The organism is Streptomyces sp. NPDC058469 (assembly GCF_042721125.1).
Taxonomy (GTDB): Bacteria; Actinomycetota; Actinomycetes; order Streptomycetales; family Streptomycetaceae; genus Streptomyces.
Genome location: NZ_JBHXME010000001.1, coordinates 45,540 through 71,372, shown reverse-complemented (window position 1 = coordinate 71,372; position 25,833 = coordinate 45,540). Strand labels below are relative to the sequence as shown.

General features: G+C 70.7%; 22 protein-coding genes. 11 read left to right on the top strand and 11 right to left on the bottom strand.

Annotation, left to right across the window (positions count from 1 at the left end):
• Positions 1 to 9: 9 nt before the first annotated feature.
• A complete protein-coding gene (locus tag ACFWP5_RS00300) occupies positions 10 to 927 on the bottom strand; it encodes a carbohydrate ABC transporter permease (protein WP_384148295.1) in 918 nt (305 codons plus the stop codon).
• Between the two features lie 170 nt (positions 928 to 1,097).
• On the opposite strand from ACFWP5_RS00300, the gene ACFWP5_RS00295 reads away from it, so the two are divergent.
• Complete coding sequence (locus ACFWP5_RS00295; protein WP_384148293.1) at positions 1,098 to 2,258, top strand: ROK family protein; 1,161 nt, start codon at positions 1,098 to 1,100, stop codon at positions 2,256 to 2,258.
• 100 nt (positions 2,259 to 2,358) lie between these two features.
• Positions 2,359 to 2,544, top strand: a complete 186-nt coding sequence (locus tag ACFWP5_RS00290; protein ID WP_384148291.1) for a hypothetical protein — start codon at positions 2,359 to 2,361, stop codon at positions 2,542 to 2,544.
• A gap of 151 nt (positions 2,545 to 2,695) precedes the next feature.
• On the opposite strand, the gene ACFWP5_RS00285 is transcribed toward ACFWP5_RS00290, so the two are convergent.
• Positions 2,696 to 4,063 (bottom strand): S1 family peptidase, encoded by a 1,368-nt coding sequence (locus ACFWP5_RS00285; protein ID WP_384148289.1) that lies wholly within the window; start codon positions 4,061 to 4,063, stop codon positions 2,696 to 2,698.
• A 141-nt stretch (positions 4,064 to 4,204) separates the two neighbouring features.
• Positions 4,205 to 5,188 (bottom strand): hypothetical protein, encoded by a 984-nt coding sequence (locus ACFWP5_RS00280; RefSeq protein WP_384148287.1) that lies wholly within the window; start codon positions 5,186 to 5,188, stop codon positions 4,205 to 4,207.
• A 25-nt stretch (positions 5,189 to 5,213) separates the two neighbouring features.
• Here ACFWP5_RS00280 and ACFWP5_RS00275 point away from each other — a divergent pair, with 25 nt between their 5' ends.
• The 4 genes from ACFWP5_RS00275 (at position 5,214) to ACFWP5_RS00260 (ending at position 8,611) form a co-directional block, all read left to right on the top strand.
• A complete protein-coding gene (locus ACFWP5_RS00275) occupies positions 5,214 to 6,392 on the top strand; it encodes a MalY/PatB family protein (protein WP_384148285.1) in 1,179 nt (392 codons plus the stop codon).
• A gap of 555 nt (positions 6,393 to 6,947) precedes the next feature.
• Positions 6,948 to 7,706, top strand: a complete 759-nt coding sequence (locus tag ACFWP5_RS00270) for a type 1 glutamine amidotransferase domain-containing protein (protein ID WP_384148283.1) — start codon at positions 6,948 to 6,950, stop codon at positions 7,704 to 7,706.
• 10 nt (positions 7,707 to 7,716) lie between these two features.
• Positions 7,717 to 8,103: a PPOX class F420-dependent oxidoreductase gene (locus ACFWP5_RS00265; protein ID WP_384148281.1), complete on the top strand. Its 387-nt coding sequence runs from the start codon at positions 7,717 to 7,719 to the stop codon at positions 8,101 to 8,103.
• Between the two features lie 37 nt (positions 8,104 to 8,140).
• The gene (locus ACFWP5_RS00260) at positions 8,141 to 8,611 is read left to right on the top strand and encodes a DUF1003 domain-containing protein (RefSeq protein WP_384148279.1); all 471 of its coding nucleotides are present in this window, start codon (positions 8,141 to 8,143) and stop codon (positions 8,609 to 8,611) included.
• A gap of 93 nt (positions 8,612 to 8,704) precedes the next feature.
• Here the strand turns inward: ACFWP5_RS00260 and ACFWP5_RS00255 are convergent, their stop codons facing one another.
• The 3 genes from ACFWP5_RS00255 to ACFWP5_RS00245 all read right to left on the bottom strand — a co-directional run bounded on the left by ACFWP5_RS00255 (position 8,705) and on the right by ACFWP5_RS00245 (position 12,941).
• A complete protein-coding gene (locus ACFWP5_RS00255) occupies positions 8,705 to 11,491 on the bottom strand; it encodes an alpha/beta hydrolase family protein (RefSeq protein ID WP_384148277.1) in 2,787 nt (928 codons plus the stop codon).
• A gap of 205 nt (positions 11,492 to 11,696) precedes the next feature.
• A complete protein-coding gene (locus tag ACFWP5_RS00250; RefSeq protein WP_384148275.1) occupies positions 11,697 to 12,110 on the bottom strand; it encodes a Zn-ribbon domain-containing OB-fold protein in 414 nt (137 codons plus the stop codon).
• Positions 12,111 to 12,260: 150 nt separating this feature from the next.
• Complete coding sequence (locus tag ACFWP5_RS00245) at positions 12,261 to 12,941, bottom strand: TetR family transcriptional regulator (RefSeq protein ID WP_384148631.1); 681 nt, start codon at positions 12,939 to 12,941, stop codon at positions 12,261 to 12,263.
• Positions 12,942 to 13,119: 178 nt separating this feature from the next.
• On the opposite strand from ACFWP5_RS00245, the gene ACFWP5_RS00240 reads away from it, so the two are divergent.
• The 3 genes from ACFWP5_RS00240 to ACFWP5_RS00230 all read left to right on the top strand — a co-directional run bounded on the left by ACFWP5_RS00240 (position 13,120) and on the right by ACFWP5_RS00230 (position 15,897).
• Positions 13,120 to 14,232 (top strand): substrate-binding domain-containing protein, encoded by a 1,113-nt coding sequence (locus tag ACFWP5_RS00240; RefSeq protein WP_384148273.1) that lies wholly within the window; start codon positions 13,120 to 13,122, stop codon positions 14,230 to 14,232.
• Between the two features lie 67 nt (positions 14,233 to 14,299).
• On the top strand, positions 14,300 to 15,145 hold the full coding sequence (locus tag ACFWP5_RS00235) for a hypothetical protein (protein WP_384148629.1): 846 nt from the start codon (positions 14,300 to 14,302) through the stop codon (positions 15,143 to 15,145).
• A gap of 92 nt (positions 15,146 to 15,237) precedes the next feature.
• Entirely contained in the window at positions 15,238 to 15,897 is a 660-nt protein-coding gene (locus ACFWP5_RS00230; protein WP_384148271.1) for a peptidoglycan-binding protein, read from the top strand.
• Between the two features lie 252 nt (positions 15,898 to 16,149).
• Here the strand turns inward: ACFWP5_RS00230 and ACFWP5_RS00225 are convergent, their stop codons facing one another.
• The 5 genes from ACFWP5_RS00225 to ACFWP5_RS00205 form a co-directional block, all read right to left on the bottom strand.
• A complete protein-coding gene (locus ACFWP5_RS00225; RefSeq protein WP_019064417.1) occupies positions 16,150 to 16,524 on the bottom strand; it encodes a hypothetical protein in 375 nt (124 codons plus the stop codon).
• A 365-nt stretch (positions 16,525 to 16,889) separates the two neighbouring features.
• A complete protein-coding gene (locus ACFWP5_RS00220) occupies positions 16,890 to 17,810 on the bottom strand; it encodes a MurR/RpiR family transcriptional regulator (RefSeq protein ID WP_384148269.1) in 921 nt (306 codons plus the stop codon).
• 67 nt (positions 17,811 to 17,877) lie between these two features.
• The gene (locus ACFWP5_RS00215; protein WP_384148267.1) at positions 17,878 to 19,602 is read right to left on the bottom strand and encodes an ArnT family glycosyltransferase; all 1,725 of its coding nucleotides are present in this window, start codon (positions 19,600 to 19,602) and stop codon (positions 17,878 to 17,880) included.
• A 92-nt stretch (positions 19,603 to 19,694) separates the two neighbouring features.
• Positions 19,695 to 21,632 carry a phosphatase PAP2 family protein gene (locus ACFWP5_RS00210; RefSeq protein WP_384148265.1) on the bottom strand — a complete coding sequence of 646 codons (1,938 nt, stop codon included), beginning with the start codon at positions 21,630 to 21,632 and terminating at the stop codon, positions 19,695 to 19,697.
• A gap of 217 nt (positions 21,633 to 21,849) precedes the next feature.
• Complete coding sequence (locus ACFWP5_RS00205; protein WP_384148263.1) at positions 21,850 to 22,749, bottom strand: N-acetylglucosamine kinase; 900 nt, start codon at positions 22,747 to 22,749, stop codon at positions 21,850 to 21,852.
• A gap of 295 nt (positions 22,750 to 23,044) precedes the next feature.
• Between ACFWP5_RS00205 and ACFWP5_RS00200 the strand changes: the two genes are divergently transcribed.
• Entirely contained in the window at positions 23,045 to 24,190 is a 1,146-nt protein-coding gene (locus tag ACFWP5_RS00200; RefSeq protein WP_384148261.1) for an ROK family protein, read from the top strand.
• A 278-nt stretch (positions 24,191 to 24,468) separates the two neighbouring features.
• Entirely contained in the window at positions 24,469 to 25,791 is a 1,323-nt protein-coding gene (locus ACFWP5_RS00195; RefSeq protein ID WP_384148259.1) for an ABC transporter substrate-binding protein, read from the top strand.
• The last annotated feature ends 42 nt before the right edge of the window (positions 25,792 to 25,833 follow it).

Genomic DNA, 25,833 nt, shown 5'->3' with positions numbered 1-25,833 from the left:
TCCTTCCGGTCAGCCGAGGTCGGTCTGGCCGGCGCGGGTGAGCCGGTACTGGAGGAACGTGATCGCGCTCAGGACGATCAGCAGGGCCACGGACATCGCGGACGCGTAGCCGAACTGGAAGCGCCCGAAGGCGGAGCCGTAGATGTAGTACTGGAGGACGTTCGTCGCGTTCGCCGGGCCGCCCGCGGTGGTCACCGCGACCGTGTCGAACACCTGGAACGAACCGATCACCGTCATGATCAGCACGACCGCCAGCACCGGCCGCAGCAGCGGCATCGTGATCCGCCAGAACATGCGCCACTCGCTCGCGCCGTCCACCTTCGCGGCCTCGTACATGTCGCCCGGGATGGCCTGCAGCCCCGCGAACAGCAGCAGCGCGGTGTAACCGACGTGCCGCCACACGTTGATCAGGGCGATCGTCGGGATCGCCCAGGTCTTGTCGGCGAGGAACGGGATGTGGTCGAAGCCGAGCCCGCCGATGATCTCGTTGCCGATGCCGAGCTGGGTGTCGAGGATCCACAGCCAGACGATGCCGGCGACGACGTTCGACATCAGGTACGGCGTCAGCACGATCCCGCGCAACAGGGCGGACTGGGTGAGCCGTTGGAGCAGGACGGCGATGGCGAGGGCCGCCACCGTCTGGATGCCGATGTTGATGAGCACGTACTCGACGGTGACCTTCAACGACGACCAGAAGATGGGGTCGTGGACCATCCGGTCGTAGTTGTCGAGGCCCACCCACTTCGCCGGGGTCAGCAGGTTGTAGCGGGTGAAGCTCAGATAGATGCCCCGCAGGGTCGGCCAGAGCAGGAAGACCAGGAAGCCCAGCAGAGCCGGGGCGATGAAGACCGCCGCCAGCCGACCGTCGCCGCTGTCTTCACGGGCCCGCGGCCGACGGGTCGGGGGACTGCTTGAGGCGATGGTCATCTGGAGACTCCCTTGTCTACGACGGCTCGTCCTCGGGCCACTTACTTTCGTCGCGAAAGAATCCAGCCGTCAATAGCTGTGCGTGGATCTTTTCTGCGCGGGATTGTGGCCGTAGAGTGTCCCTGTTACTTCCATGGTGGAAGAAAGAACCGTGTGGGAGTGTGACCCTCATGACGACACGTGCCGCCAGCTGGCAGCCGCTGAGCCCCGGCGAACGCTCCGTCGCGATCGAGGTGCTCGTCCACGGCCCGCTGTCGCGCACCGACCTCGCGCGCCGGCTCGACCTCTCTGCGGGCAGCCTCACCCGCCTCACCAAACCGCTGATCGAATCCGGCCTGCTGGTCGAGGTCCCCGACGGCGGCGGCCCGGCCGAGGTCCGCCAGGGCCGCCCCTCACAACCCCTCGACGTGGTCGCCGAGTCCCGCACCTTCCTCGGGTTCAAGGTCACCGAGGACATGGCCTACGGCGTCGTCACCACCCTCAGGAGCGAGATCGTCGCCCGCCTCGACCGGCCGCTCACCACGCACGATCCCGCCCAAGTAGCCGATCTGCTCGCGGAGATGACCGGTGAACTCACCGCCCGTTTCCCCACGCTCACCGGTATCGGTATCGGTGTCGGCGGACTCGTCCAGGACCGTGCCGTGGTGGGGGAGTCGGCCTTCCTGCAGTGGAGCGACGTCCCGCTGGCCGAACTCGTAGAGGAGCGCACCGGATTGCCGGTCGTCGTCGAGAACGACGTGGCCGCGCTCGTCGAGGCCGAGACCTGGTTCGGCGCCGGGCGCGGACTCGACCGCTTCGTCGTCCTCACCATCGGCGCGGGCATCGGCTACGGCCTCGTCCTCGGCGGCAAGCGGGTGCCGTACGCCGAGGAGGACCGCGGGTTCGGCCGCCACTGGATCCTGAACCCCAACGGCCCGATCACTCCCGCCGGTGAACGGGGCAGCGCCGTCTCGCTGTTGACGATCCCCAGCATCCGCTACCAGATCAGGGCCGCCACCGGACTCGACCTGACCTACGAGGAGATCCTGGCCCGCGCCGCCGCCGGTGAGCCGATGCCCGCCCGCGTCATCGACGAAGCCGCCCGCGCGCTGGGCACGTTGGTCGCCCAGATCGCCAACTTCGTGCTCCCGCAGAAGATTCTGCTCGCCGGAGAGGGTGTCGGCCTGATCGACGTGGCCGGCAAGACGGTGGACGACACGCTCCGCGCCCACCGGCATCCGCTGGCCGCCCCGCTGGATGTGGAGACGAAGGTCTCCGACTTCCACGACTGGGCGCGTGGCGCCGCGGTGTTGGCGATCCAGGTGCTGGTGCTGGGTGTGGCCGAGGTGTGAAATGCGTTACGGGGCTTGACAGATGGACGTGATCAGTAACACGGTCCGATATGTCCGGTTAGCTCGTGATTACTCACATGGCCTTCACCTACAGCGCCGTATGCTTCACACCATGTCCACCAGTGTTGAATCAGCCACCGAGCGATCGGCAGCCGAGGTCAACGAGGAGATCAGGGCCCTGTGGCTCCGATCGGGCGGGACACTGAGCGTCGAACAGCGCGAGGAGTACCGACGGCTTGTGATGGAGTGGGCCGCCGCAGCTCCCCAGCCGGCCACGGCGGCCTGAGAGCCGTCCGGCCGACCGACGTAGGTGTCGTTGGGATCCCGTCGCCCGGCCTTCCTCGTGACCTTCGGCCGAGTCGGTCGATCCCGTCACCCCCGTTGAATCCCTGCTGTCGCCCGCTCGCTGAAGTTCCTTGATGAACTCCCTTGAGTGATCAGCCCCACATCGCCGAGTAGTGCCGCTGGAAGGCCTTGCGGTCCTGCTCGGCGCGGATCCAGCGCGTCGCCACCAGCGCGATCAGACTTCCCGCGATGACCAGCAGACCCGGGCCCACGTTCTTGGGGTCCGTGAGCCGCGATGCCAATGTCGTCGACGCCGACGTGGTGTTCGTCGCGGGCGCCGACGTCCCGGGCGTGGCCGCGCCGGCGGCTGCCCCGCTGCCGGCTGCCGAGGCGGACGGCGCGGGCGAGGCGGCTGTCTTCGGTGCAACCAGCAGCTTCACGTTCAGCGCGGACAGCGCCTTGGTCAGCGGCTGGAAGAACGTCGTACCACCCGCCGTGCAGTCACCGCTGCCGCCCGACGTCACGCCCAGCGCGATGCCGTTGGCGAACAACGGGCCGCCGCTGTCGCCCGGTTCGGCACACACCGTGGTCTGGAGGAGACCGGTGACCGTGCCCTCGGGGTAGTTCACCGTCGCGTTGAGCGCGGTCACCTCACCGTCGTGCAGCCCGCTGGTGCTGCCGCTGCGGAACACCTTCTCGCCCACGGCCGCGTCGGCCAGGCCGGTGATGGTCACCCCACTGCCGTTGCCGATCGCGACGACGTCCGCGCCGTCGCCGGCCGAGCCGGTCGCGTACTGCACCAACGAGAAGTCACTGCCGGGGAAGTTGTCGGAGACCGTCTTGCCCAACTGCTGGTCGCCCTGGTTGTCGGCGAACCAGATGGACCCGACGGGCCCGCAGTGCCCGGCCGTGAGGATGAAGTCGTTCGTGCCGTCGGTCACGTTGAAGCCCGCCGAACAGCGTCCGCCGGTCGACAGGATCGGCTGCGCGCCGTTGATCCGGGTCGTGAACTTGCCCTGCGCACGCTGCATTTCGACCGAGGCGCCGATGCCGGTCGTGACCTTCGTCATCGCGGTCCAGTTGGCAGCGGAGACCGAGCTGTCGGCCTCCACCAGAACCCGGTTGTTCCGGTAGTCCATCGCCCACGCGGTACCCGGCACCTTGGGCGCCGAACTCAGCGTGGTGGCGGCCGAGTTCAGCTCGTTCATGCTGTACCGCACGACCTTCGCCTGGGCGCCCGCCTTCGTCACCTCGGCCGCAGTCTTCGCGTCGGTCACCGCGACGACCGTACGGCCGCCCGTGTCCACCCAACTGCCCGCCGTACGGGCCGAACCGAGCTTCGCCACCAGGGCGGAACCCTTGTCCGCGGGCGTCTGTGGCGCGCTGAGCGTGGCGGCGGACGTGCCGGAGGAATCGCTGGCCATGGCCGCCTGGGTGACCATGGCACCTCCCAGCAGGAGTCCGCCGACGGACGCCAACCGTGTAACTCGCCGGATGACCCGTCGTCGTGCGTGCCTCATGCATGGCTCCCGAACCCCGAACGTGCGGTGCGACACCGCGGGGCGCTCCGGTCGTTGAGTGCCCTTCCTCCATACGTGGCCCGGCGCCGTCCTGTTCACCGGACGGAGGATCGGCTTCAGCTCCTACGGCCAACAGGTGCCCTACACGGCCGAGTTGACTCCGGCGGTGCCCAGCCGGAACCCGCTGCCCCCGTCGCCCCAGACGGAATCCGTGCCGACGTACGGGCGCAGCAGTTCAGTGAGGGCCGGGTCACCGCGGCCGTTCAGCTCGTCGGAGGCGAGCTTGCGGGCGATGCCGGCGAGGAAGTCGGCCAGTTGGACCCGCGCGTCGGACCGGGCGGCGACGAGCTGTACGTCGCTCAGCGGGGCCGACTCCATGATCCAGGCGATCCGTTCCGGGGTGAGCATGTTCTGCCGGTCGTGCACCAGGCGCACGGACCGGCCCTCGGCGAGCCAGTACAGGGCCGTGCTCACGATCGCGGGGAGCAGCGGATTGAGGACGGGGAACAGCACCGGGGAGTCCCGCATCCGCTCCCGGTACGACTCCGCGCGCGACCGGGCCGCCGCGAGCCGCCCCACGATGACGCCCGCGGTCGTACCGGAGTACTCGTCGCGCAGGGCGTCGACCGTGCGGAAGAAGACGTCGGCGGGGACCGTCGCCGCCCCGTCGTTCCTGACCCGGAGCAACTGGTTGGACGCGGCGAGGAACTCCCGCCACCCCCGCTCGCCGAACGTCCGCGGTCCCTCCCGGAAGAGCGTGACCGCCTCGGTGCCCTCGCCCTCCCCGTCGAGCAGCAGGTCGACCGCGCGGTCCACGACGAAGAACGTCTTCTCGATCAGATGCACATGGGCGTTCCCGCCGCGCAGCGGTCCGGCGGGGCCGAGGAACGACTCCAGCACCGCCCGGTGCTTGTCCCGCAGCAGATGGTTCGCCTTGTACTCCTCCGCGGGCGAGCGGATCCGGCGCCGTATCTCCTGCACGTACTCGGCGGCCGTCTCCACGGGGAGCCGCACACTCGCATGGGCGAAGACGTCCGTGTTCCCGCCGGTGAGGTTCTCGCCGTCCGAGCCGGACTCGTCGCAGGCGATCTCCATGAGCGCGCCGTTCTCAGGATTCCCGGTCATCCCACATCCCCCTATCTTGTGCCTCATGACCAGCATCCCGCAGGACACGTCCGGTGAACCGAATCCCCTGCGCGCCCTCACCCTCGACCGCCTGCGCCGTCGTACGAGCATGAAGTGGCGTACCCACCCCGAGGACGTGCTGCCGGTGTGGGTGGCCGAGATGGACGTGCCGCTGGCCGAACCGGTGGTCCGCGCGGTCACGGACGCGCTCGCGCTGGGGGACACCGGTTATCCCGCCGGTACGGCCTACGCGGAGGCGTTGGGCGCGTTCGCGGAGAAGCGGTGGGGCTGGGGCGGGCTGGCCGTCGAGCGGACGCGGATCGTGCCGGACGTCATGATGGGCGTCGTCGAGATGCTCCGGCTGGTGACCGGGCCCGGTGATGCGGTGGTGGTGAATCCGCCCGTGTATCCGCCGTTCTTCCAGTTCGTGGAGCACATGGACCGGCAGGTGGTGGAGGCGCCGCTGGGGGACGACCTCCGTATCGACTTCGGTGCGCTGGAGGACGCGTTCCGGGGCGCTGTCGAGGGCGGGCGGCGGGCCGCGTATCTGCTGTGCAGCCCGCACAATCCGACCGGTACGGTGCACACCGTCGAGGAGTTGGCCGCTGTCGCCGCCCTCGCCGAACGGTACGGCGTGCGGGTCGTGGCCGACGAGATCCACGCGCCGGTCGTCGCCGCGGGCGTGACCTTCGTGCCGTATCTGAGCGTGCCGGGCGCGGAGAGCGGTCTGTCGCTGATGTCGTCGTCGAAGGCCTGGAACCTGGCCGGTCTCAAGGCCGCCCTCGCCGTCGCGGGCCCGGCCTCCGCCGCCGACCTGGCCCGCCTCCCCGAGGAGGTCGGCCACGGCCCGAGCCACGTCGGCGTCATCGCCCACACGGCCGCCCTGCGCGACGGCACGGCCTGGCTGGACGCGCTGCTGACCGGCCTCGACGACAACCGCCGTCTCCTCGCCGAACTGCTTGCCGAGCACCTGCCGGCGGTCGCCTACCGTCCCGCCGACGCCACCTACCTGGCCTGGCTCGACTGCCGGGCGCTCGGTCTTGGTGACGATCCGGCGGGGGTCTTCCTGGAGCGGGGGCGGGTGGCGCTGAGCCCCGGGATCGACTTCGGGACCGGGGGAGTTGGGCACGTGCGGCTGAATATGGCGACGTCACCGGAGGTGATCACGGAAGCGGTACGGCGGATGGCGGTGGCGCGGAGGTGAGCGGGGTGGGGGTGTTTGGGTGAGCACGGCGGTGCTGCTGGGGCGAGCCGTGTGGGCGTGTGCGGTGAGTATGGCGAGCGTGCTGGGGTGGCGGCGTGGGCGTGCCGCGTTGAGCATGCCGATGGTGCTGGGGTGAGGCGGTGGCCGTGCTGCGTTGAGCATCGGCGGTGCTGCTGGGGCGAGCCGTGTGGGCGTGTGCGGTGAGTATGGCGAGCGTGCTGGGGTGGGCCGGGTGGGCGTGCCGCGTTGAGCATGCCGATGGTGCTGGGGTGAGGCGGTGGTCGTGCTGCGTTGAGCATGGGCGGCGGTGGTGGGGTGGGCTGTGTGGGCGTGCCGCGTTGAGCATGCCGATGGTGGCGGGGTGAGGCGGTGGTCGTGCTGCGTTGAGCATGGGCGGCGGTGCTGGGGTGGGCTGTGTGGGCGTGTCGTGGTGAGTACGGCGAGGGCGCCGGAGTAAGGCGTGTGGCCGTGCCGCAGCAGGCATGCCGACGGCGTCGCGGTGAGCCGCGTGGCCGTGCTGTCATGACCACCCGACCCGGCTGCCATGATGACCCCATGCGCGTGCTGATGCCGGTCCCCGACCGTGACTTCGATGTCACCGAGGTCGCCGTGCCCTGGCGGCTGCTCACCGACGCCGGGCACGAGGTCGTCTTCGCCACCGAGCGCGCCGGGACCCGGCCCGCCGCCGACCCCCGGTTGCTGACCGGCGTTCTCTTCGGGCAGCTCGGTGCCGAGGACGAACCCAAGCGGTTCTACCAACAGCTCACCCAGGCACCGGAGTTCAGCGACACGATCGCGTGGGCGGACGTGGACGTGACCCGCTTCGACGGACTGCTGCTGCCCGGCGGACACGCGCCCGGTATGCGCCAGTACCTGGGGTCGACCGAACTGCACGCCACAGTGGGGGAGTTCTGGAAGTCGGGCCGTCCGGTCGGTGCGATCTGCCACGGCGTCCTCGTGCTGGCCCGTACCCAGCACCCGGACACCGGCCGCAGCGTGATCGCCGGACGCCGTACGACCTGTCTGCCCAAGTACATGGAACGCACTGCCTACTTGACCACCGCCTGGCGGCTGGGCCGCTACTACCGCACCTATCCGGCCTACGTGGAGGACGAGGTGCGGGCCGCCCTCGACGAACCCGGCACGCAGTTCGAGCGCGGCCCCAAGGAACTCACCCGGCGCGGCACCGCGAGCGACGACACGCACGCGTTCGTCGTGCGCGACGGCACCTATCTCTCGGCACGCTGGCCCGGGGACGCCTACCTTTTCGCCCGCGGGTATCTCGATCTCCTGCGGGCACCGGCGGGTGCTTAGACTGCCGACCATGGACGAGACCCCGCTGGACCGGCTCGGCGCGAGCCAGTACCTGCTGATCACCAGTTACCGCAAGAACGGCTCCCCGGTCGCCACGCCGGTGTGGGTCGTGCGCGACGGCGAGACACTCGGTGTCTGGACGGTCGCCGACTCCTGGAAGGTGAAGCGCATCCGGGCCCGCGCCGATGTCCTCGTCGGCCCTTGTGACCTGCGCGGCAACCCGACCGGCAACCAGGTCCCCGGCACCGCCGAGATCTGCGACGCCGAGACCACCGCCCACTACCGCAAGCTGATCACCCGCAAGTACGGCCTCACCGGGCGCATCACGCTCCTCGGCAGCCGGCTGCGCCGCGGGCTCGACGGCACCATCGGCATCCGCGTGACGCTCACACCCTGAGGACGATTCCCTTGCACACCGAACCCAGGGAGCGCCCGTGGACCCCGCGCTGAACCCGGCCGACCTGCCCCTGCGGCAGGAGAGCGTCGTCTTCGCCCGGATGCGCGGTACCCAGGACCGGGTCGCCGACGCGATCACCGCGTTCGCCGGCACCATGCTCTTCGTCTACCTCCATGCGCTGTGGTTCGCCGTCTGGATCGCCCTCAACGAAGGGCTCCTCGGGCAGGCCGGGATCTTCGACCCGTATCCGTACGGGCTGCTCACGATGATCGTCAGCCTGGAGGCCATCTTCCTGTCGACCTTCGTCATGGTGAGCCAGAACCGCCAGGCGGCCCGCGAGAACGTCCGCGCCGACCTCGACTTCGAGACCAACGTCCGCTCCGAGGTGTGGTCCGCCCACATCGGCGCCGCGCTGGGCCTCGACCCCCGCGAGGTCGAACAACGCGTCCAGGAACTCCTCACCGAGAACCGCGCCAAGATGAACACCGGGACACAGAAGCCGAGTTGAGCCCATCCGGGGACCAACAGCCGCACGATGAAGGGGCCGCGGCTTCCGCGCCGCGGCCCCTTCACTTCGTACGGTGTTCCGCTACGGCTTCCGCTATGACGCGTCGAGCACCGTGCCGGTCAGTTCCGGTCCGCCGCTCTGCGGGTCGCCGTTCTCGTCCACGGCCAGGAAGCGTACGGACTCGGGCTGTTCGGTCACCTGGTCGGTGATCGTGGGCACGCTGATCTCCCCGCTGAGCTGCTCCGCCGGGACGGACGTCCAGAGGAACAGGCTCAGCACCTTGGACAGCGGGCGCTCCGGCGCGGCTTCCTCTCCGGAGTTCTCACTGAGCCACTGCGGGTCGACGTCCAGGGTGGACAACTCCGGCCCCGTGGCCACCGGTTGGACGAGGAACGCCGGGTTCAGCTCCACGTCGGCGGGCGCGGACAGTGTCACCTTCCACTTGAGGGGCTGTCCCTCGGTGACCCGGTCGGCGATCGGTGTGACGGTGAACGTGGGCATCGGGTCGTCGTTCTCGGTGGTCACCCCGCCTCGATGGGCGCCGACCACCGCGCCGTGCACCGCCTTCACGAACACGTCGTGCTGGACGCCGTAGTCGAAGCGGGTGTTGCCCTTGACCTCGACCGGTACGTCGATGGTGTTGGCGCCGGGCCGTACCGTCACCAGCCGTGACGTGTCCTGGCCGGTGGCCGGGTTGTTGACGTAGACGCGTACCTGGCCGCTGCCGTGTCCGGACACCTGGACGGGCACACGGTACGTCTTGACGCCCGAGTCCCCTTCCTTGACGGCGAGTCGGCCGATGTCGACGCGGGGAAGCGGGGCCGAGGTGACTGCGGGAGTACCGGGGCGCCAGCCCCAGGCGTCCATCAGCCAGGCCTGGCCGGAGCGCGAACGCGGGGTCAGTTCAAGGGACTTGATCCGGTGCAGGTCGAGTCCGGCGTGCGAGGCGGCGGCCAGCGGTACGCGGACCTCGCGGGCCCAGTAGGACGCGGTGCGTTCGCTGCCGGGCAGGCCGTCGACGCGGACCCGGCCGAGGGTCGCGCGGTGACCGGAGGTGTCGGTCAGGGACACGTCGAGCTGGGTGCCGGTGGTGTTGGGCGGCACGATCACGCGCAGGGCGAGGCCCTTGGCGCCGCCGAGGGAGACCGGCTTGCTCGGACGTACCGTCACCTTCGAACCGGCCGCGGACCAGCGCAGCGCGAGCGCGTGGCGGCCGGCCTCCTTCGAGGTCTCCCAGGACGCGAAGTGCGGAGAGCCGCCCTTGGTGTCGGGGCCGAGACAGGCGACGGCCGGGTCGGGATCGACCGCGGAGCACAACTTGCCGCCGGACACGGTGACTTGGCCGTCCGGCAGGAATCCGGCACCGCGGTTCGCGCCCACCGCGTGGGTGAGGACTCGCGCGGGGTCGGCCGAGGGGGCGCGGCGGCCGGAGCCGTCGAGCAGCTCGCGGGCGCGGTCGTCGCCGGCGACGAACAGCCGTGCCGCCGTGGCGATGTAGGTGGAGCCGGCCTTGTGCTGCTGGTCGGCGGTCAGCCGGGTCGCGGTGCCCGGTGAGCACACCGGGTCCCGCTGGTCGGGGTCGTTGTAGAAGTCGTCGTCCGCGGGCGCCTGGGCCTGGCCCGGCGTCCACTCGGTGTTGAAGAAGTTGTGGTCGGCACCCTCGACGTAGACCGCGCTGTGCAGGGCGGCGCCCCGGCTGACTCCGCGCGTGCCGTCGACGTACACCTCGCCCTGGAGGTCGGAGACGTCGCCGTCGCAGCCGGGCAGGATCGTCACCGACGGCACGTCGGCCACCGGGTTCTGGCCGAAGATCGTCGGGCCGATGAGAACGGTGCCGCGGATCTTCCACCGCACCGGGCCGTGATAGCCGTCCTGGGCGGTCGGCGGCGGGTAGAGGCTGTCCATCGCCGCCCGGTTGACGCCCTCGCCACCGCGGGAGTGGCCGATCAGCAGGACGCGGGAGAGGTCGGCCTGGGGCGCGTCGCGGACGACCGGCGGAGCCGTCTCCGGGTGGGCGGACCAGTCGGCCCAGTGGGCCAGGTGCTGCCGGATCAGCGACGAACGGGCCTGCGCGCCGGCGTCCTCGGCATCGGCGTCCTGCGCGTTGATGCCGTTCGCGGAGATCGACACCGTCACATAGCCCTGGGAGGCCAGGAGTTGCTGGTCGCGCAGATAACCCCGGTAGCTCGGAACCGACTTCAGGCCGGCGGGGCAGGGCCAGTCGCCGGTGATCTCCTCGGTGCCGGGCTTGTAGCAGGTGTAGTGACGGCCGTGCAGGAACAGTGCGAGCGGCCGCTTGCCGGTGGCGCCCTTCGGCGCGACCACGACGGCCTGCATCTCGATCGGCTGGGGATACCCGGGCAGACGGACCGAGTTGAGCGTGTACTCGCCGGTCGTCGTCCGGTACGTGCCCGGCTTGCCGGGATCGATCGCGCCGGCCGGGAGCGGGGCCGCGGGCTGTGCGGCGGCCTCCGAACGGCCTTTGCCGGAGGCGCTGTTGTCACCAGCGGCGTCCAACCGCCGTCCGGCGGCCAGTACTTGAAGGTCCGTCAGCTGCTTGGGTGCGATGGCGCCAAGGCCGAGCCGGAACGTCCGTCCGTCCTTCGCCGGGCTCGGCACACCGAGGAGCCGGCCCCCGGCGTGGAACTCGACGCGCGCGTCCGACATGGGCACCCGCGTGCCCGAGCGCCAGATCAACTGCTGTGCTGAACCCTTCCCCGTGATCCGCCAACCCGGCGGAAGTGTGCCGTCGTTGGCCGCCGCCGTCGCCGTGAACGGTCCGGCGTCCGACCGTGGCACCGCCTGCGCCGACCCGGACATCCCTCCCGCCACCGCGAGCACCGCCGCGGCCGTGACCCATATTCGCCGGGCACGGAACAATGTGTTCTCCTCCTCGAACTCCAGGCTCAGGCGCCCCGCCCATCACGGGAGCCTCTCGCGCCCCGGAGGACGAGAAGGGGAGCCTGTGGGTTGCCTGTGGAGGAGGATTCGGCCGATCTTCGTCGGCCGGGCTTGAACTCGGCTTCGCGCTACGGCCGTTCAGGACCGTTCGTCGACCGGTGCCCGCCGCGTCGGTCGTCGGCGGTCAGTGCCAGGCGCGGTACGGCTCGTCGAGGAGTTGGAAGACGGGCTCGCCGCGCACCGGGTCCTTGGCCGTGGACAGCCGGACGCGGTCGCCGCTGTGGATGCCGATGGGCGGGCCGATGACCCGGCCGCGCACCACGAAGCCCTCCGCCATCTCGATCAGCGACACATTGCGGGCGGCGGGGGTGTTGCGGTGCACGACCGTGGAGTGGCGGACCGTGCCGGCGCCCTCGCTGCGCTCCGTGCGCAGGTCGCCGCCCTGGCAGACCGGGCACAACAGCCGGTGGTACATGGCGGTGCCGCACCAGGTGCAGCGCTGGAAGAGGATCGTGTCCCCGTCCGCGGTGGGCGGATCGAGGACGCCCGCCGGGGAGCCGACTGCCGGACGGGTCGCGAATCCTGAGTGGTGGTACACGCTGTCAACTCCCTGCGCTCGGCCGGAATCCCGCGTGCGCGGCCGAGCCGGCACGCATGTGCGCGGCTCGCCGTGCCACCGTGCACGGCCACAGCGTATGGCACTCAGTGCCAGGCGTAAAGACACTGCGTACCCTTGGGTTCTTCCGGTTCAGTCGCGTCCGAACGCGGACTCGATCTCTTGGACGACGCGCCACATCGGAGCCCCGCGCCGGGAGACGACCACGACGACGTCCTCGGGCCGCTGCTCCTGGTGTTCGTCGGGGGGCCGCACCGGAGGGTGTCCGAAGGCGGACTGCACATATCCCAGAGCGTGGTCCACCTCGGCACCCGCGTCGCGCTGCCCGTCCGAACGCAGCCAGGAACGCAGGGCGTTGTTGTGCGCGGCGACCACGGAGGCCGCGATCACGTCCGCCTGCAAGGTGCCGTCCGGCCGCCCGGCGAAGCGCCCGCGCAGATACTCGGCGAGGGCACGTTCGTAGCGCCACACCACCGACAGCTCGTACGCGCGCAGCCCCGGCACCTTCTTGGTGAGGCGGTAACGCTGCACGGAGAACGTCGGGTTCTCGTTGTACATGCGCAGCACGAGCCGGGCCGCGTCGCAGACCCGCCGTACGGGTTCGTGCTCGTCGCCGCTGGAGGAGAGGAAGGCCGTCATGTCGGCCAGGCAGCGCTCGTGGTCGGGGAAGACCACGTCCTCCTTGGACGGGAAGTAGCGGAAGAACGACCGCCGTCCGACCCCGGCCAGCGCCACGATGTCGTCGATGGTGGTCTGTTCGTAGCCCCGCTCCAGGAACAACTGGAAGGCGGCCGCCACCAGGGCGTCCCGCATGGGCGGCTTGGAGCTCATGGACGGGAACGTAGCACCAGGCCGACACTGATGGCACTCAGTGCGCTCCCGATGGGGAACTGAGTCCCCTTGAACACCCGGGGCGACCGATGCGATCAAAACGATCGATACGATCCGCGGCATAGAGTGACCGCGACCAGTTTCACCTTCAGGGGGACCCATGCGACTGCACGTCGACCAGCGCCATGAGCGGGTGCTCGAACTCGTCCGCGAGCGCGGCAGCCTGCGGGTCGCCGAACTCGCGGCCGAACTCGGCGTCTCCGCCGTCACCTTGAGACGTGACGTGGAGGCGCTGGCCGGCCAGGGCCGGGTGCACCGGTTGCACGGCGCGGTGGTGTGGCCGGGCGGCGAGAGCACCGTCGGGGCTCGGGGGCGACAGGAGTCCGCCGAGCCGGCCGTCTCCGCCGAGGGCGTCGTGATCGGAATGATCGTGCCGACCACCGCCTCGATCTTCGCCGAGATAGTGCGTGGCGCCCGCGAGGCCGTGGGAGCGCAGGGCGGCCGACTGGTGCTCGGAGTGTCCGGATACGTCGACACGGAGGACGCCGTCCAGGCCGGACACCTCCTCGCGGGCGGCGCGAAAGGCCTGCTCGTCGCGCCCAGTTGGTCGGGCGGTGTGCCCGTCGGCGGCCAGGAACAGTGGCTCCTCGACCGGGGTGTGCCCACCGTCCTGGTCGAACGCTCCGCCCCGCCCGGCAACCCCGCGGCGGCCCTCGACCGGGTGCGCACCGACCGCGCCCACGGAGCCGCGGTCGCCGTCGGCCACTTCGCCGCCCTCGGCCACCACAGGATCACCGCGGTACTCCAGGAAGGCCCGCACGCCGCGCAGATCATCGCGGGCTACGAGTCGGCCGTACGCTCCCTCGGCCTCGACGACGCCCGGGGTGCCCCGTCCGTCCGCGAACACGGCGACTACGAGTCGAGCGTGGACTACCTCGTCGACGCGGTACGCGAGCGTGGGGTCACCGCCGCCCTCGTGCACAGCGACGAGGACGCGATCGTGCTCGTGCCCCGGCTCCAGGCCCGCGGCATCCGCGTCCCGGACGACCTGGCGCTCATCGCCTACGACGACGAGGTCGCCCCTCTCGCCGACGTCCCGCTCACCGCCGTGGCCCCGCCGAAGCGGGCGGTGGGGGAGTCGGCCGCGAACCTCCTCCTGCAACGGCTCGCCGAGCGCGGCAGCGGACGCCGGCCGGCCCCGCGTCAACACGTCGAACTCCTCCCCGAGTTGAGGATTCGCTCGTCCTGCGGAAGCAAAACGCTCGCTCACTGACCACAGGCCGACCGTTTTGATCATTCCGCGCGAACGCTCTCGACCAAGGAGAACCGGCATGCCCTCGATACCCCTCGGCCGCCCTCGCGTCCTGTACGTCACCGACCTGGCGTACCCGGCACGCGGGCGTCGCTACTGCGACGAGGACATCGACCTGACCTCCCGGCTGCGCGAGGACTTCGACCTGGCGCTGTGTCATCCGCTGGACGCGGCCGCGCTGATGGACGGCTTCGACGCGGTCGTGGTCCGCAACAGCGGGCCCGTCCTCGGGTACCGGGCGGAGTACGACGCGTTCCGCGAGCGTGCGCTCCGCACCGGAGCCCGTGTCTACAACCAGTTGTCGGGTCGCGCGGACATGGCGGGCAAGCAGTACCTCCTCGACCTGAGCGCCGCCGGGTTCCCGGTCATCCCGACCGTCGACCGCGTCGAGGACCTGGACCGGCTGCCGCGCACGGACCGCTATGTGGTCAAGCCCAAGCTCGGTGCCGACTCCATAGGCCTGGAGATCGTCCCGGCCGACCGCCTGCCCGCCCTGGCCGACGGGAGCGTCCTGGTCCAGCCGTGCGTCGACTTCTCGTACGAGGTGTCCTTCTACTTCGTCGACCACGACTTCCAGTACGCCCTCTACGCCCCGGACACCGAGAAGCGCTGGCAGCTGGAACCGTACGAACCCGTCCCGGGGGACTTGGAGTTCGCGCAACGGTTCATCGACTGGAACGGCATCGACCACGGCATCCAGCGCGTCGACGCCTGCCGCGCCCCGGACGGCCGACTGCTCCTGGTCGAGCTGGAGGACCTGAACCCGTACCTCTCCCTGGAGGCGCTCGACGACACACGGCGGGACGCCTTCGTCGCCGCGCTGAAGGCGTCCCTGCACCGGTTCGTCCGGGCGTCACCGTCCTGGTGCGAGTGAGCGCGTGCCGCGCTGAACTCCGGCGGCCGTGCGCGCGTATCTCTTCAGGGGGATGGCGGACGTCCGTGCGCGCGGAACGGAAGGAGAGCAGTGTGTCTACACCGCCCGAACCGGGATCGTCGTCCGGCGGCCCGGTCCTGGAACCCGCCCGAGTCCTGCGCCGCCGCCGCTCCGACAACCTCGCGGAGCTGCTGCGGGAGACCCGCCGGGACTCCTCCGTCTTCGAGTCCGTGCCGGTGCCCCGGCCGTTCTTCGGCTCCGAGGCCGAGACACAGGAACTGCCGCCCGTACCTGGTGAGTTGCGCCCGCTGCCGACCACCACCGGTCCCTTCGGGCCCGGTCTGCGCCGGGCCGCGATCGTGGTCGGCGTGAGCGCCGCCGCCCTGGTCGGCTTCGCCTGCGCTCTCCTCCTCCCCGGCAAGGGAGAGGCCAGCACGGGCCGGCCGATCAGCACCCCCACTCCGGTGGCGTCCGCCACGGCCACCACTGCCGCGACCGCCGACCCGGACGGCGCCGGCACCCTCCGCGAGGGCGACAGCGGTCCCCAGGTCAAGGAGCTGGAGCAACGCCTCCTGCGCATCCCCAACGTCTACGAGAACGGCTCCACCAGCGGCCAGTACGACGCGACCCTCACGGCCGCGGTCGCCCGCTTCCAGCTCTGGTACGGCATCCGGGGCGACGAGAACGGTGTGTACGGCGACGACACCCGCAAGGACCTGGAATCACGCACGGCACTCGACGACGGCCAGTAGGCGACCGGGGTTTCGAACGCGCCGCAAGGCCTGCGGAAAGTCGGTGGTGGTGGGGCCGTAGAGCCTCATCATGGACAGCGCGGCGTCGCAGGTCGGCGGTGTCGTGCCCGTTCCGAACCGAAGGCCACGCCGATGAGCGGCTCCCGAGTCCCCGGGCTGATCCTGCCCGGAGTCCTTCTGCTGGCCCTCGTCGTGGGCGCGTTCTGGTACTGGCGGCACCGCGACGACGAGTGATGCCGAGCGGTGGTGAGGTCAGCGTCCCGTGCTGTGCCCGACCAGTGCCTCGGTCACCGCACGGACGCTGCGCGCGATGTGCTGGAGCTGGAGGACCTCGGCGGCGTACAGCTTGATGGTGTGCTCGATGACCGACTCGGGCAGACCGATGCCGGGCAGGTCTGCCCGCGCGGTCTGCAGGGCGGTCCGGGCCACGCGGATCTCGTGCTGGACCTGGATCTGAGCGTGGCGGGCGAGCAGCACGGGGTGGCGGATGAACGCGGGGTAGCTCGCGTAGCGGGCCGGCACCAGCTCGCGCAGCCACTTGGCCGCCGAGCGCTCCCAGTCGTAGCTGCCGGGCGTCTTGACCTGACAGGGCCAGTCCTGGCTGATGCGCGTGGTGGTCAGTTGCATGTCATCGCTTCCCGGTGTGCGGCGTCGCGGGGGTGGGTCGACGGTGTGAGGCGGCCCCGGCCCAGGGGATGACCGAGGCCGCCTTGGGCGCTCGCGCAAGCGATGCCCGACCGAACACACCCGGCGCCGACGCGGGTAGGAGACGGCGGCTGGGAGTGCTCGTGAGAGGGCCCCGTGAAGCAGGTGTCGCCGGCGCGGCGGGTCGAGCGGAGGTGCGCATGGGCGGACCGGGCTTTCTCGGGGCGGGTGCGATCCGTGAGCAGTATTTATATATGCCGTCCGGTTTGCAAGGCGTATGAAAACATTCATGCGCGAAATGGGCATAATCGACCCAGTGTGACGTCGTATGAGGGGGGAGTGGCGGGTCAGTCCCGCATGAAGAACTGGTGCTGCTCGGCGATCTGCTCGTAGTCCTCCAGGCGGGCCTGGGTCCGCTCCGGATCGGCGTCCGTCATGGCCTGGAGCAGCGCGGAGGCCATCACACCGGGCGCGGCGTAGGAGTCGAAGACCAGGCGGGAGCCGGTGCCGGTGGCGAAGGTGACGTCGGCCTCGTCGGCCAGCGCGCCGAGGGCCAGATCGGTCACGAGGGCCACCTTGAGCCCGGCGCTGCGCGCCACCCGGAGCGTGGTGAGCGTCTCGTGCGCGTGCCGGGGCATGTCGAACGCGAGCAGCCAGGTGCCACCCGCCTCGCGTGACTGCAGGATCGCGTCGTAGGCGACGCTGCCGCCGCGGGTCACCAGCCGTACATCGGGGTGGATACGGCGCGCCGCGTACGCGAAGTACTCGGCGAGCGAGACGGAGATGCGCAGGCCGAGGACGGTCAGCGGGGTGGACGCCGACAGTTCGCGGCCGACGTCGATCAGCCGGTCGGGGTCGGCGAAGTCCCGGCGCAGGTTCTCCAGGTTCGCGATCTCGGCGTCGACCGCGGCCTGTAGTTCGTTGCTCCGGTTCTCCTCGGCCGTCGGGCCGCCCGCGAGGGTGCGCAGGGCGATCGCCTGCAGCCGCTCCCGCAACGCCGGGTAACCGCTGAACCCGACCGCCGCGGCGAACCGGGTCACCGAGGGCTGGCTGACGCCGACGCGCTCCGCGAGATCGGTGATGGAGAGGAACGCCGCCTCGGTGATGTGCTCGATCAGGTACTGGGCGATGCGCCGTTGACCCGGCGACAGCCGTGGCCCGTCGAAGAGTTCCCTGAGCTGGGAAGTCGGCGCCGCGCCGACTTCCGGGTCGGTCTTTCCCGAGGTGATCACGGATGCCTGGGCGCGTGCCTGCTGCGGCGATGGCACCGGTGCGCTTCCTTTGTCTCCCACAGCCACTGAACATAGCTCACGGAGCGTTGTGACCAGAGGGCGATCAGCGCCGGTAAATGGTGATCGAATGACCGACCTGATCGATCGGACGACTGCTCTCGATCAACTCGGCCAGTTTCCCTTGCGCTTTGTCGATCGAGGTGTCCGAAACGACCAACAGTCCGTGCACATCGTGCACCCCTGCCTTGCGTGGATCGGACGACTCGATGCCGTAGTACGACGGCACGCCACTGCCCTTGTAGACCAGCCAGATCCGCTCGCCCGCGTACCGCTCGCGCAGCCGGTCGGCCAGGCGGCCGAGGTCCTGGCCCCAGTCCACGTTGGAGTCGTGCAGCCGCAGAAAGGTCTTCGCCGGACCGCCGAACGCCTCGTTGGAGTACGGCAGATAGTAGGGGAACGTCCGCAGCGAACTGACCGCGACGAAGGCCACCAGCACCCCCGTGGACAGCGCTGCCCACCGCCACCGCAGCGCCGGCACACAGGCCGCCGCGACCGCCAGGAACATCGGCACGAAGATCGCGTACCGCGTACCGAAATCCCGCGAGCCGTCCATCGCCGCGCCCAGCAGCACGGCGGTGGGGACGAGCAGATACGGTGCCGCCGGCCGCAGCCGCCGTACCGCCACGACCGCGACGGCTCCCGCCGCCCACAGCGCGATCATGCCGAGCGGTGTCTTCACCAGCAGCGCCACCGGCAGGTAGTACCAGTGCGACCCGGTGTAGAGGTGCCCGAACAGGAAGCCCTGCCACGGGTAGTCCTCCAGACCGAACTGGATGAGCATTCCGTCCCGGAACGCCCGCGGCACCGGCATCAGACCGACCAACTGCCCGCGCAGCCCGTGGATGACGGGTACCGGTTCCGTGGACGTGAACCGCAGGTGCGGATCGACTGCGAGATACGACGCCCATACGACGGCGAGCGTCACCACGGCGACCACGGCCGCGCCCGCGGCCCCGAGCGCCAGGGCCCGCAGCCGGGCGTCGCGGTCGACCGGGCGGCGGGCGGACACCACCGACACGACGGCCAGGAGCATCAGCACCGGTACGGCGGGCAGGGCGCTCATCTTCGTCGCCACGGCGGCCCCGAGCGCCGCGCCCGCGAGCGGGACGTACAGCCGCGGTCGTCGCCTGGCCCGCCACAGCAGCCACACCGACATCAGCAGAAAGCCCGCCTCCGGCACGTCGAGTGTGGCCAGCGAGCCGTGCGCGACGACATCGGGCGAGAACGCGTACAGCGCGAGCGCGGCCAACCCCCGTGCCGGGCCCACGAGTTCACTGGCGAACGCGAACACGACCAGCCCGAAGAGCAGGGTCAGCACGATCACCGGCAGCCGCGCCCAGAACATCAGCCGCCAGGGGTCGTTGCCCGACTCGTACAGCAGATGGCGGCCCAACGTCCCTTGGTCACCTTTGTAGTTGGCGTCGAAGTGCGGGTCGGCGAGGGCGATTCCGGCGGCGATCACCAGCTTCCCGAGGGGCGGGTGCTCGGGGTTGTAGTCGAGGCTGTGCTCGCGCAGATAGACGGTGGCCGTGGCCACGTACACCGGCTCGTCGATAGTCGGTGTCTGCTGTACGGCGGTCGTGACCATCACGGCGGCCATCTGCGCGAGGAGCACCACCACGAGGAGGGGCAGCAGCCACCGCCTGCGGCGCCGCAGCCCGGCGTAGAGGTGTGCCGACCGGGAGCCGTCGGCGCGCGGCGGCGAGTCCCCGCCGTCGTCGTCGAGCGTGTCGGGGTCGAGGACCGAGTGCTGTTCGCGCGCCATCATCCGCCCTGCGGTGAGGCCGGCCGCGTGGCGGCGGGAGCGAGCCGGGGCCGGGTCATGGCCCTACTGTCGCATCGCTCCCGCCACCAGGGGCGTCACCGCTTCAGGAGTCGTACCGACAGACCTTCCGCCGTATACACCGGTACGGCCCGCAGCTTGTCCGAGTTCACCTCGACGCTGTCGAACTGGCCGCGCAGCGAGGACGCGCTCAGGACCCGCACCGTGGAGCCCGCGGCCGGCGGGTGCTCGGCGTCGAAGTGCAGGGACAGCGCGCTGCCCCTGGCGAGCGTCGCACGCCGGGTGACCTCGACGGCGGGCTGGTGACCCGAGCGCAGCGTGACCTCCAGCGTGGCGGACTGCTGGGTGTAGCTGCCGTGGATCTGGACGGACTCGGACACCCGCAGCGAACCGCCGAGCACGCTCACGTCACCGTGGCCCAGCGCGTGCGCCGAACCGGCCACCAGCGCACCGGACTTGAGCACGGTCCCGCCGGTGTACGCGTTGTGCCCGGTCAGCGTGAGCGTGCCGGTGCCCTGCTTGGTCAGACCGCCGCGGCCGTCGATGTCGTTGCGCCAGGCGTCGGCCGCGCCGAAGCCACCGGCCGCCGCGTCGAGGGCGACGACGACATCGGAGTCGAAGGAGCCGTAACCGTCCGCCGCGGCGAACAGGTTGAGGCGCCCCCACTGCTCGAAACCGTCTAGCAGGACGTACCCGGACGGCAGCGCGGTCGAGCGCAACACGTCACGTCGCTGCGCCGCGTCGAGGTACGGCAGGCGGGTCTCCAGCAGCACCTCAGCGCCCTTGGGCACGGTCAGCGGCTTGTCACGGCCGCTGCGGGTGAGTATGTAGGTGAACTTGGGCTCCACGACACGAGAGTTGGCGGTCCGGTCCGCGTACGGGTCGGTCGCGGTGGACGCCGAGTGGGCGTACGCGTACAGGGCGTCCGCCGTCGTGCCGCTCTGCGCCTCGAAGTAGGCGAGGGCCTGGGCGCGCGCCGCGGCCTTGAGCGCGGCGTTGGCCGGGTCGGCGAGCGTGGCGGCGGCCAGCGCGGTGGCCATGATGCGGCCGCCCATGACGTCGACCGTGGAGTGCATGCCGGCCATGATCCGGGTGTGGCTCAGCTCGAAGGTGCGGGTCACCAACTCCTGGAAGCGCTCCGGTACGGCGTACGCGTACGCGAGGCCCGCCAGGTGGAAGGCGTTGGTGTGACCGCTGGGGAAGCCGCCGTCGTCGACCGGGGAAGTGCTGCGCTGGCGCAGGAGTTGAGGCGCGACGACCACCTTGGAGTCGTAGACCGGGAAGCCGAGCGCGTCGGTCGTGCCGGTGTCGACGACCTCGCTCTTCTCGTTCATGCGCCAAGGACGCGGGTACTGGTAGGCGTACTTGCCCGGGTTGCCCGACGCGTAGTTGCCACGCAGGGTGTCGACCAGTTCGGCCACCTTGCCGAGCGCGGAGTCGTGCGAGCCCGCGCCGAGCGCGGCACCGGCGGGCGCGCCGGCCGGGACTGCGTCGTCGATCTTGGTAGCGGGCGTGCCGTCCGGGGCGCTGGTGATCGAAGTGACAGCCAGGGCACCCGACTTGTAAAGGTCGGCCAAGGGACCGAGGCCCGCGATCATCGCGTAGCTCTGGTGCTGGCGGTCGTAGAGGAACGCCTCCTTCGCCTGGGCCTCGGTGCGGTGGGCGGTGAGGTCGACGCAGTACCGCATGTTGGCGCGCAGGATCTCGGGGCGGAGCGGGGTGCCGGTGTTCCAGGCGGCGCCGGTCTTCCAGAGTTGGGCCATGCCGCCGAGGACCCGGACCACGGCGTTGGTCTCGGGCGTCAGGTTCGCGATGACGTTCGTCTTGTAGTCGTCCACGAACGCGAGCGGAACCGTGGTGGCCTTGGTGGCCTTGGCGTCCGCGGCGGCCAGCCAGCTGACCAGCGTGGGCGCGGCGACCACACCGGCCGAGGCGCCGAGCGAGGTCTTGAGGAAACCACGTCTGTTCACGGCGGGTCGAACGGCGTTCGTGCGCTGCCCGGCGGGTGACGGCATGGGTGAGCCTCTCCTGAGTTCTACGGCCGCGGGACCGGCGAGGTCGTGCGACCGGGCGGGATCGTGCGATCGGCTGTGGTTCGGGGTGTGCGGTGCGACGCGAGAAAGCGCATACGTCGAGTGGTGCGTACGTGCGAAGATTCGCGGCGAGCCGTGTCCCGTCGGAGGGGGTCCGGCGTCCACGACATGACCCCCGGGTGAACGGGGGCCGTGCGGTTCACAGGATCGATCGGGCCAGCGCCACCGCGCCCTCGACGGGCGGCACTTGGATGGGCCACGGCCGCGCCCCCGGCACCCGCTCGGCGAGTGCGGCGGTGAGGGCGTCGTACAGGCGGGGCTGGGCGAGGACGGTGCCGCCCGAGACCACCACGTCGTCGACGGGGACGCCGCGTTCGGCGAGCCGTACGACGAGGGCGGCGAGGGACCGGCCGGCCTCCGCTATCACCTCGTGCGCGAGGAGCGAGCCCGCGTCGGCCGCGGTGAAGACGACACGGGCGTGGCGCCCCCAGTCGGCGGAGACGTCGGAAGCGCTTTCCAACGCGGCGCCCAGCGCGGGCACTTCGGCCACACCGAACGCCTCGACGAGTCCCAGGGCGAGTTCGTCCGGAGCCTCGCCGCGATCGTGCGCGGCCCAGACGGCGCGGGCCGCCTCGCGGACGAGACCGGCGGCGCCGCCCTCGTCGCCGAGCACCGCGCCCCAGCCGCCCACTTGGAGCCGGCCGCCGTCGGCGAGCAGGCCCACCGCGACGGAACCGGTGCCGGCGACCAGGCCGACCCCCTTGTCCAACCCCGCGGCGGGGACGAGCAGTTCGGCGTCCCCCACGACCAGTGCGGGCACCCCGAGACGTTCCTCCAGCGCGGTACGGATCTCGGCGCACTGGCGGGGTGTCTCGCAGGCGTGCCCGCCCACGGCGACCGCGGACGGGCGCGCGTGTGCGGGCAGGGCCTCATGGACGATCGCGGCCAGCCAGTCGGCGGCGGTCACGGGGTCGTGCGGCCGCCAGCCGCTGCTCGCACGGATGTGGTCGGCGACGACATCCGCGCCCGCGCACGCGCGCAGATGTGTCTTGGTGCCACCCACGTCGATGCCGACCACGAGGGGCGTGAAGTCCTGCACGGAACCTCTTTCGTCGTTGCGCTGTGCTGCGACGGTTGGGCGAACCGTGTCCGGGGGAACGGCAGTTCAAGCACTAGGGAAGCCCCGGGACGGGCTTCTGACGGACCACGGCAGGCGAGTACCGTGACGTTCGTTAGGAAGTTAACTAACGAAGTAGAGTGCGTCAAGAGGCATCGCACATTCGGCCAACGGACCCCACTCCGGGCCCGTGCGGCGGGAACGCGCGACGCCAGGACATCCCATCGCCGCACCCCCTGACACCCTCCGGGGACGCGGCCTGTGAACTGGGGGAAGTGTGGAACACGTCGTGGCGCGGGCGGCTCGGCTGACCGAGAGCGCGAGCGCGGTGTTCGAGGTGCTGGCGAGAGCCGGCAGCGCGACCCGGCCGCAGCTCGCAGGCCTGGCCGGCCTGTCCAAGCCGACGGTCTCCTCCGCCGTCGTGGAACTGGAGAACGTCGGGCTCGCCGCCCACTCCGGCACCGCCTCCGGCGGCACGGGACGCAACGCCGCCGTCTACCGGCTCGGCCCGGCCGCCGGCGCCGTACTCGCCGTCGATCTCGGCCCCGCCCTCACCCGGGTGCGCGGCTGTGCCCTCGACGGCACCCTGCTGGCCGAGGCCACCGGCTCCCGGGAGGACGCCGCCGACGCGGTGCGCGAGGCCCTCGACGCGCTGCCCGTCGGCACCCCGCTGCGCACGGTCGTCGTCGCCGTCGGTGACGTCGCCGCGCGGGACCGGGCGGGCGCCGGGATGCGCCCCGCGACCGCCAAGGCCGGACCGGTGTTCGACGCCATGGCGGTCGCCCTGCCGCCGGGCGTGCCCGTCCACCTGGAGAACAACGTCAACTGCGCCGCCCTCGCCGAACTGCACGAAGGCGCCGCCCGGGGCCGCAACACCTTCGGCTATCTGCGCATCGGCGTCGGTATCGGCCTCGGCATCGTCGTCGGCGGCCATGTGCTGCGCGGCGCGAACGGCGCGGCCGGTGAGCTCGCCCGGCTGCCCTACCCCTGGGACGACGCCGTGGAGCCGCGCCGTGAGGCCCTGGAGGAGTACGTGGGCGCTCGCTCGCTGCTGCGCCGGGCCGCCGCGGCCTGGCGGGACATCGACGGGCCGTGCCCCGACACGGCGGACCAGCTCTTCGCTCTCGCCGGGCAGGGGCAGGACACCGCCTGTGCCGTGGTCGGCCGTCACGCCGCCGACGTGGGCAGACTCGCCGCCGCCGTGACCGCCGTACTGGACCCCGGACTGATCGTCCTGGGCGGCAGTACGGGCACGGACCCGCAGCTCCTGCCGGGTGTGCGGGCCGAGCTGGGGCGGCTGAGCTGGCCCACCGAGGTGGTCAGCAGCACGGTCGGTGATCTCGGCACCGTGGTGGGCGCGGCCCGGCTCGCGGTGGCCAGAGGAGTCCAAACCGTGACCGATGGTGCGGGGGCGAAGGATTGACGGCCTCCGACTTGGTCTGCCAATGTCCGGACAAGCGCTTTCTAAGTCGGTCGGGACACCGACTTGGGGTGAGTCTTCTCAGCCCGTACGCGAAGTACGGCAACCGCACGAGGGTGTGCTTGTGCGGTGACGGCCAGGACGGCCGGGGACCTCGCCCCGCGTGGATGATGCGGCCGGGCGAGGCCGCGCCCCCGGAAAGCGACCTTTCTTGCACAATGCACCCGTGCCGCCTCAGTCGGCGCCGTGCTCCGTCCCCTACGACGAAAAAGGGATCGAAGATGACCACTGTGGGTGTGCGGCGCTCCAGCCGACTCGGCCGCGGCGGCATGCGCCGCCTGGTTCCCCTCGCTGCCGCAGCCGCGGCAGGTACCTTGCTGCTCTCCGCCTGCGGGTCGGGGTCCGGCTCGGGCGGGAACGCGAAGTCCCTGACGTTCTGGATCTCCACGGTTCCGGGGCAGGACGCGGGCTGGAAGAAGCTGGTCGCGCAGTACAAGAAGGAAACCGGCGTCAACGTCAAGCTCGTCAACATCCCCTACGACGGGTACCCGACGAAGCTGCACAACGCCGCGCAGGCGAACTCCCTGCCCGACGTGGCGGACGTGCCCGCGCTGGACCCGATCTGGTCGAGCAAGCTGATCGACCTCAGCTCCATCGCCAACAACAAGAGCTACAACATCAACGCCAACTTCCTCGCCAAGGACTCGTCGGGGAAGGTGCTGGCCATCCCCTCGGACGTCACCGCGTCCGGCCTGTTCATCAACAAGACGCTGTTCAAGAAGGCCGGCGTCGCCGTTCCGGCCTCGCCCGAGAAGACCTGGACCTGGACCGAGTTCATCGCGGCGGCCAACAAGGTCCGGGCGAAGACCGGCGCCAAGTACTCCCTGACGTTCGACCAGTCGCCGTCCCGGCTCCGCGCCATGGTGTACGAGATGGGCGGGAAGTACGTCCACGCGGACTCCTCCGGCAAGTTCTCGGCGGACGCCGCGACCAAGAAGGCCGTGGAGTACTTCGTCGGACTGAACGACGACAAGGTCATGCCGAAGTCGGTGTGGACCAGCGGCGCCGACCCGTCGGCCATGTTCCAGAGCGGTGACGTGGTCGCCTACTGGTCCGGCGTATGGCAGGTTCCCGCCTTCGCGGACAGCATCAAGAAGTTCGACTGGGCGAGCGTCCCGACCCCCGCCCAGCCGGTGCAGGCCAGTGACGTCAACAGCGGCGGCATGATGGTCGGCTTCAACAACAACGGCGCCGCGGCCACCGCCGGCAAGAAGTTCATGTCCTGGGTGTACGAGCCGAAGCAGTACACCGAGCTCGTCGAGAGCTCCGGGTTCCTCCCGGTCGAGAGCGGTCTGAGCCCGAAGTACCCCTTCAAGTCCGCGGCGGCGCAGGCGGCGTTCAAGTTGTACAACGAGGAGATCCCGCTCTACGCGCCCATCTCGGGTTACTTCAACGGCGCGCAGACGAACTGGGTGCTGAAGGGCAAGAGCCTCACCACCGACCCGACCAAGACGGAGCTCGGCAAGGCGATCAACGGCCAGCAGTCGGCCGACAAGGCCCTGCAGAACATCGTGGACGGCTACAACACGGCGGTCGGCGGCTGATCGTAGGCCCCAAGGCCGGGCGGCGGGGGCGAGACGCCCGCC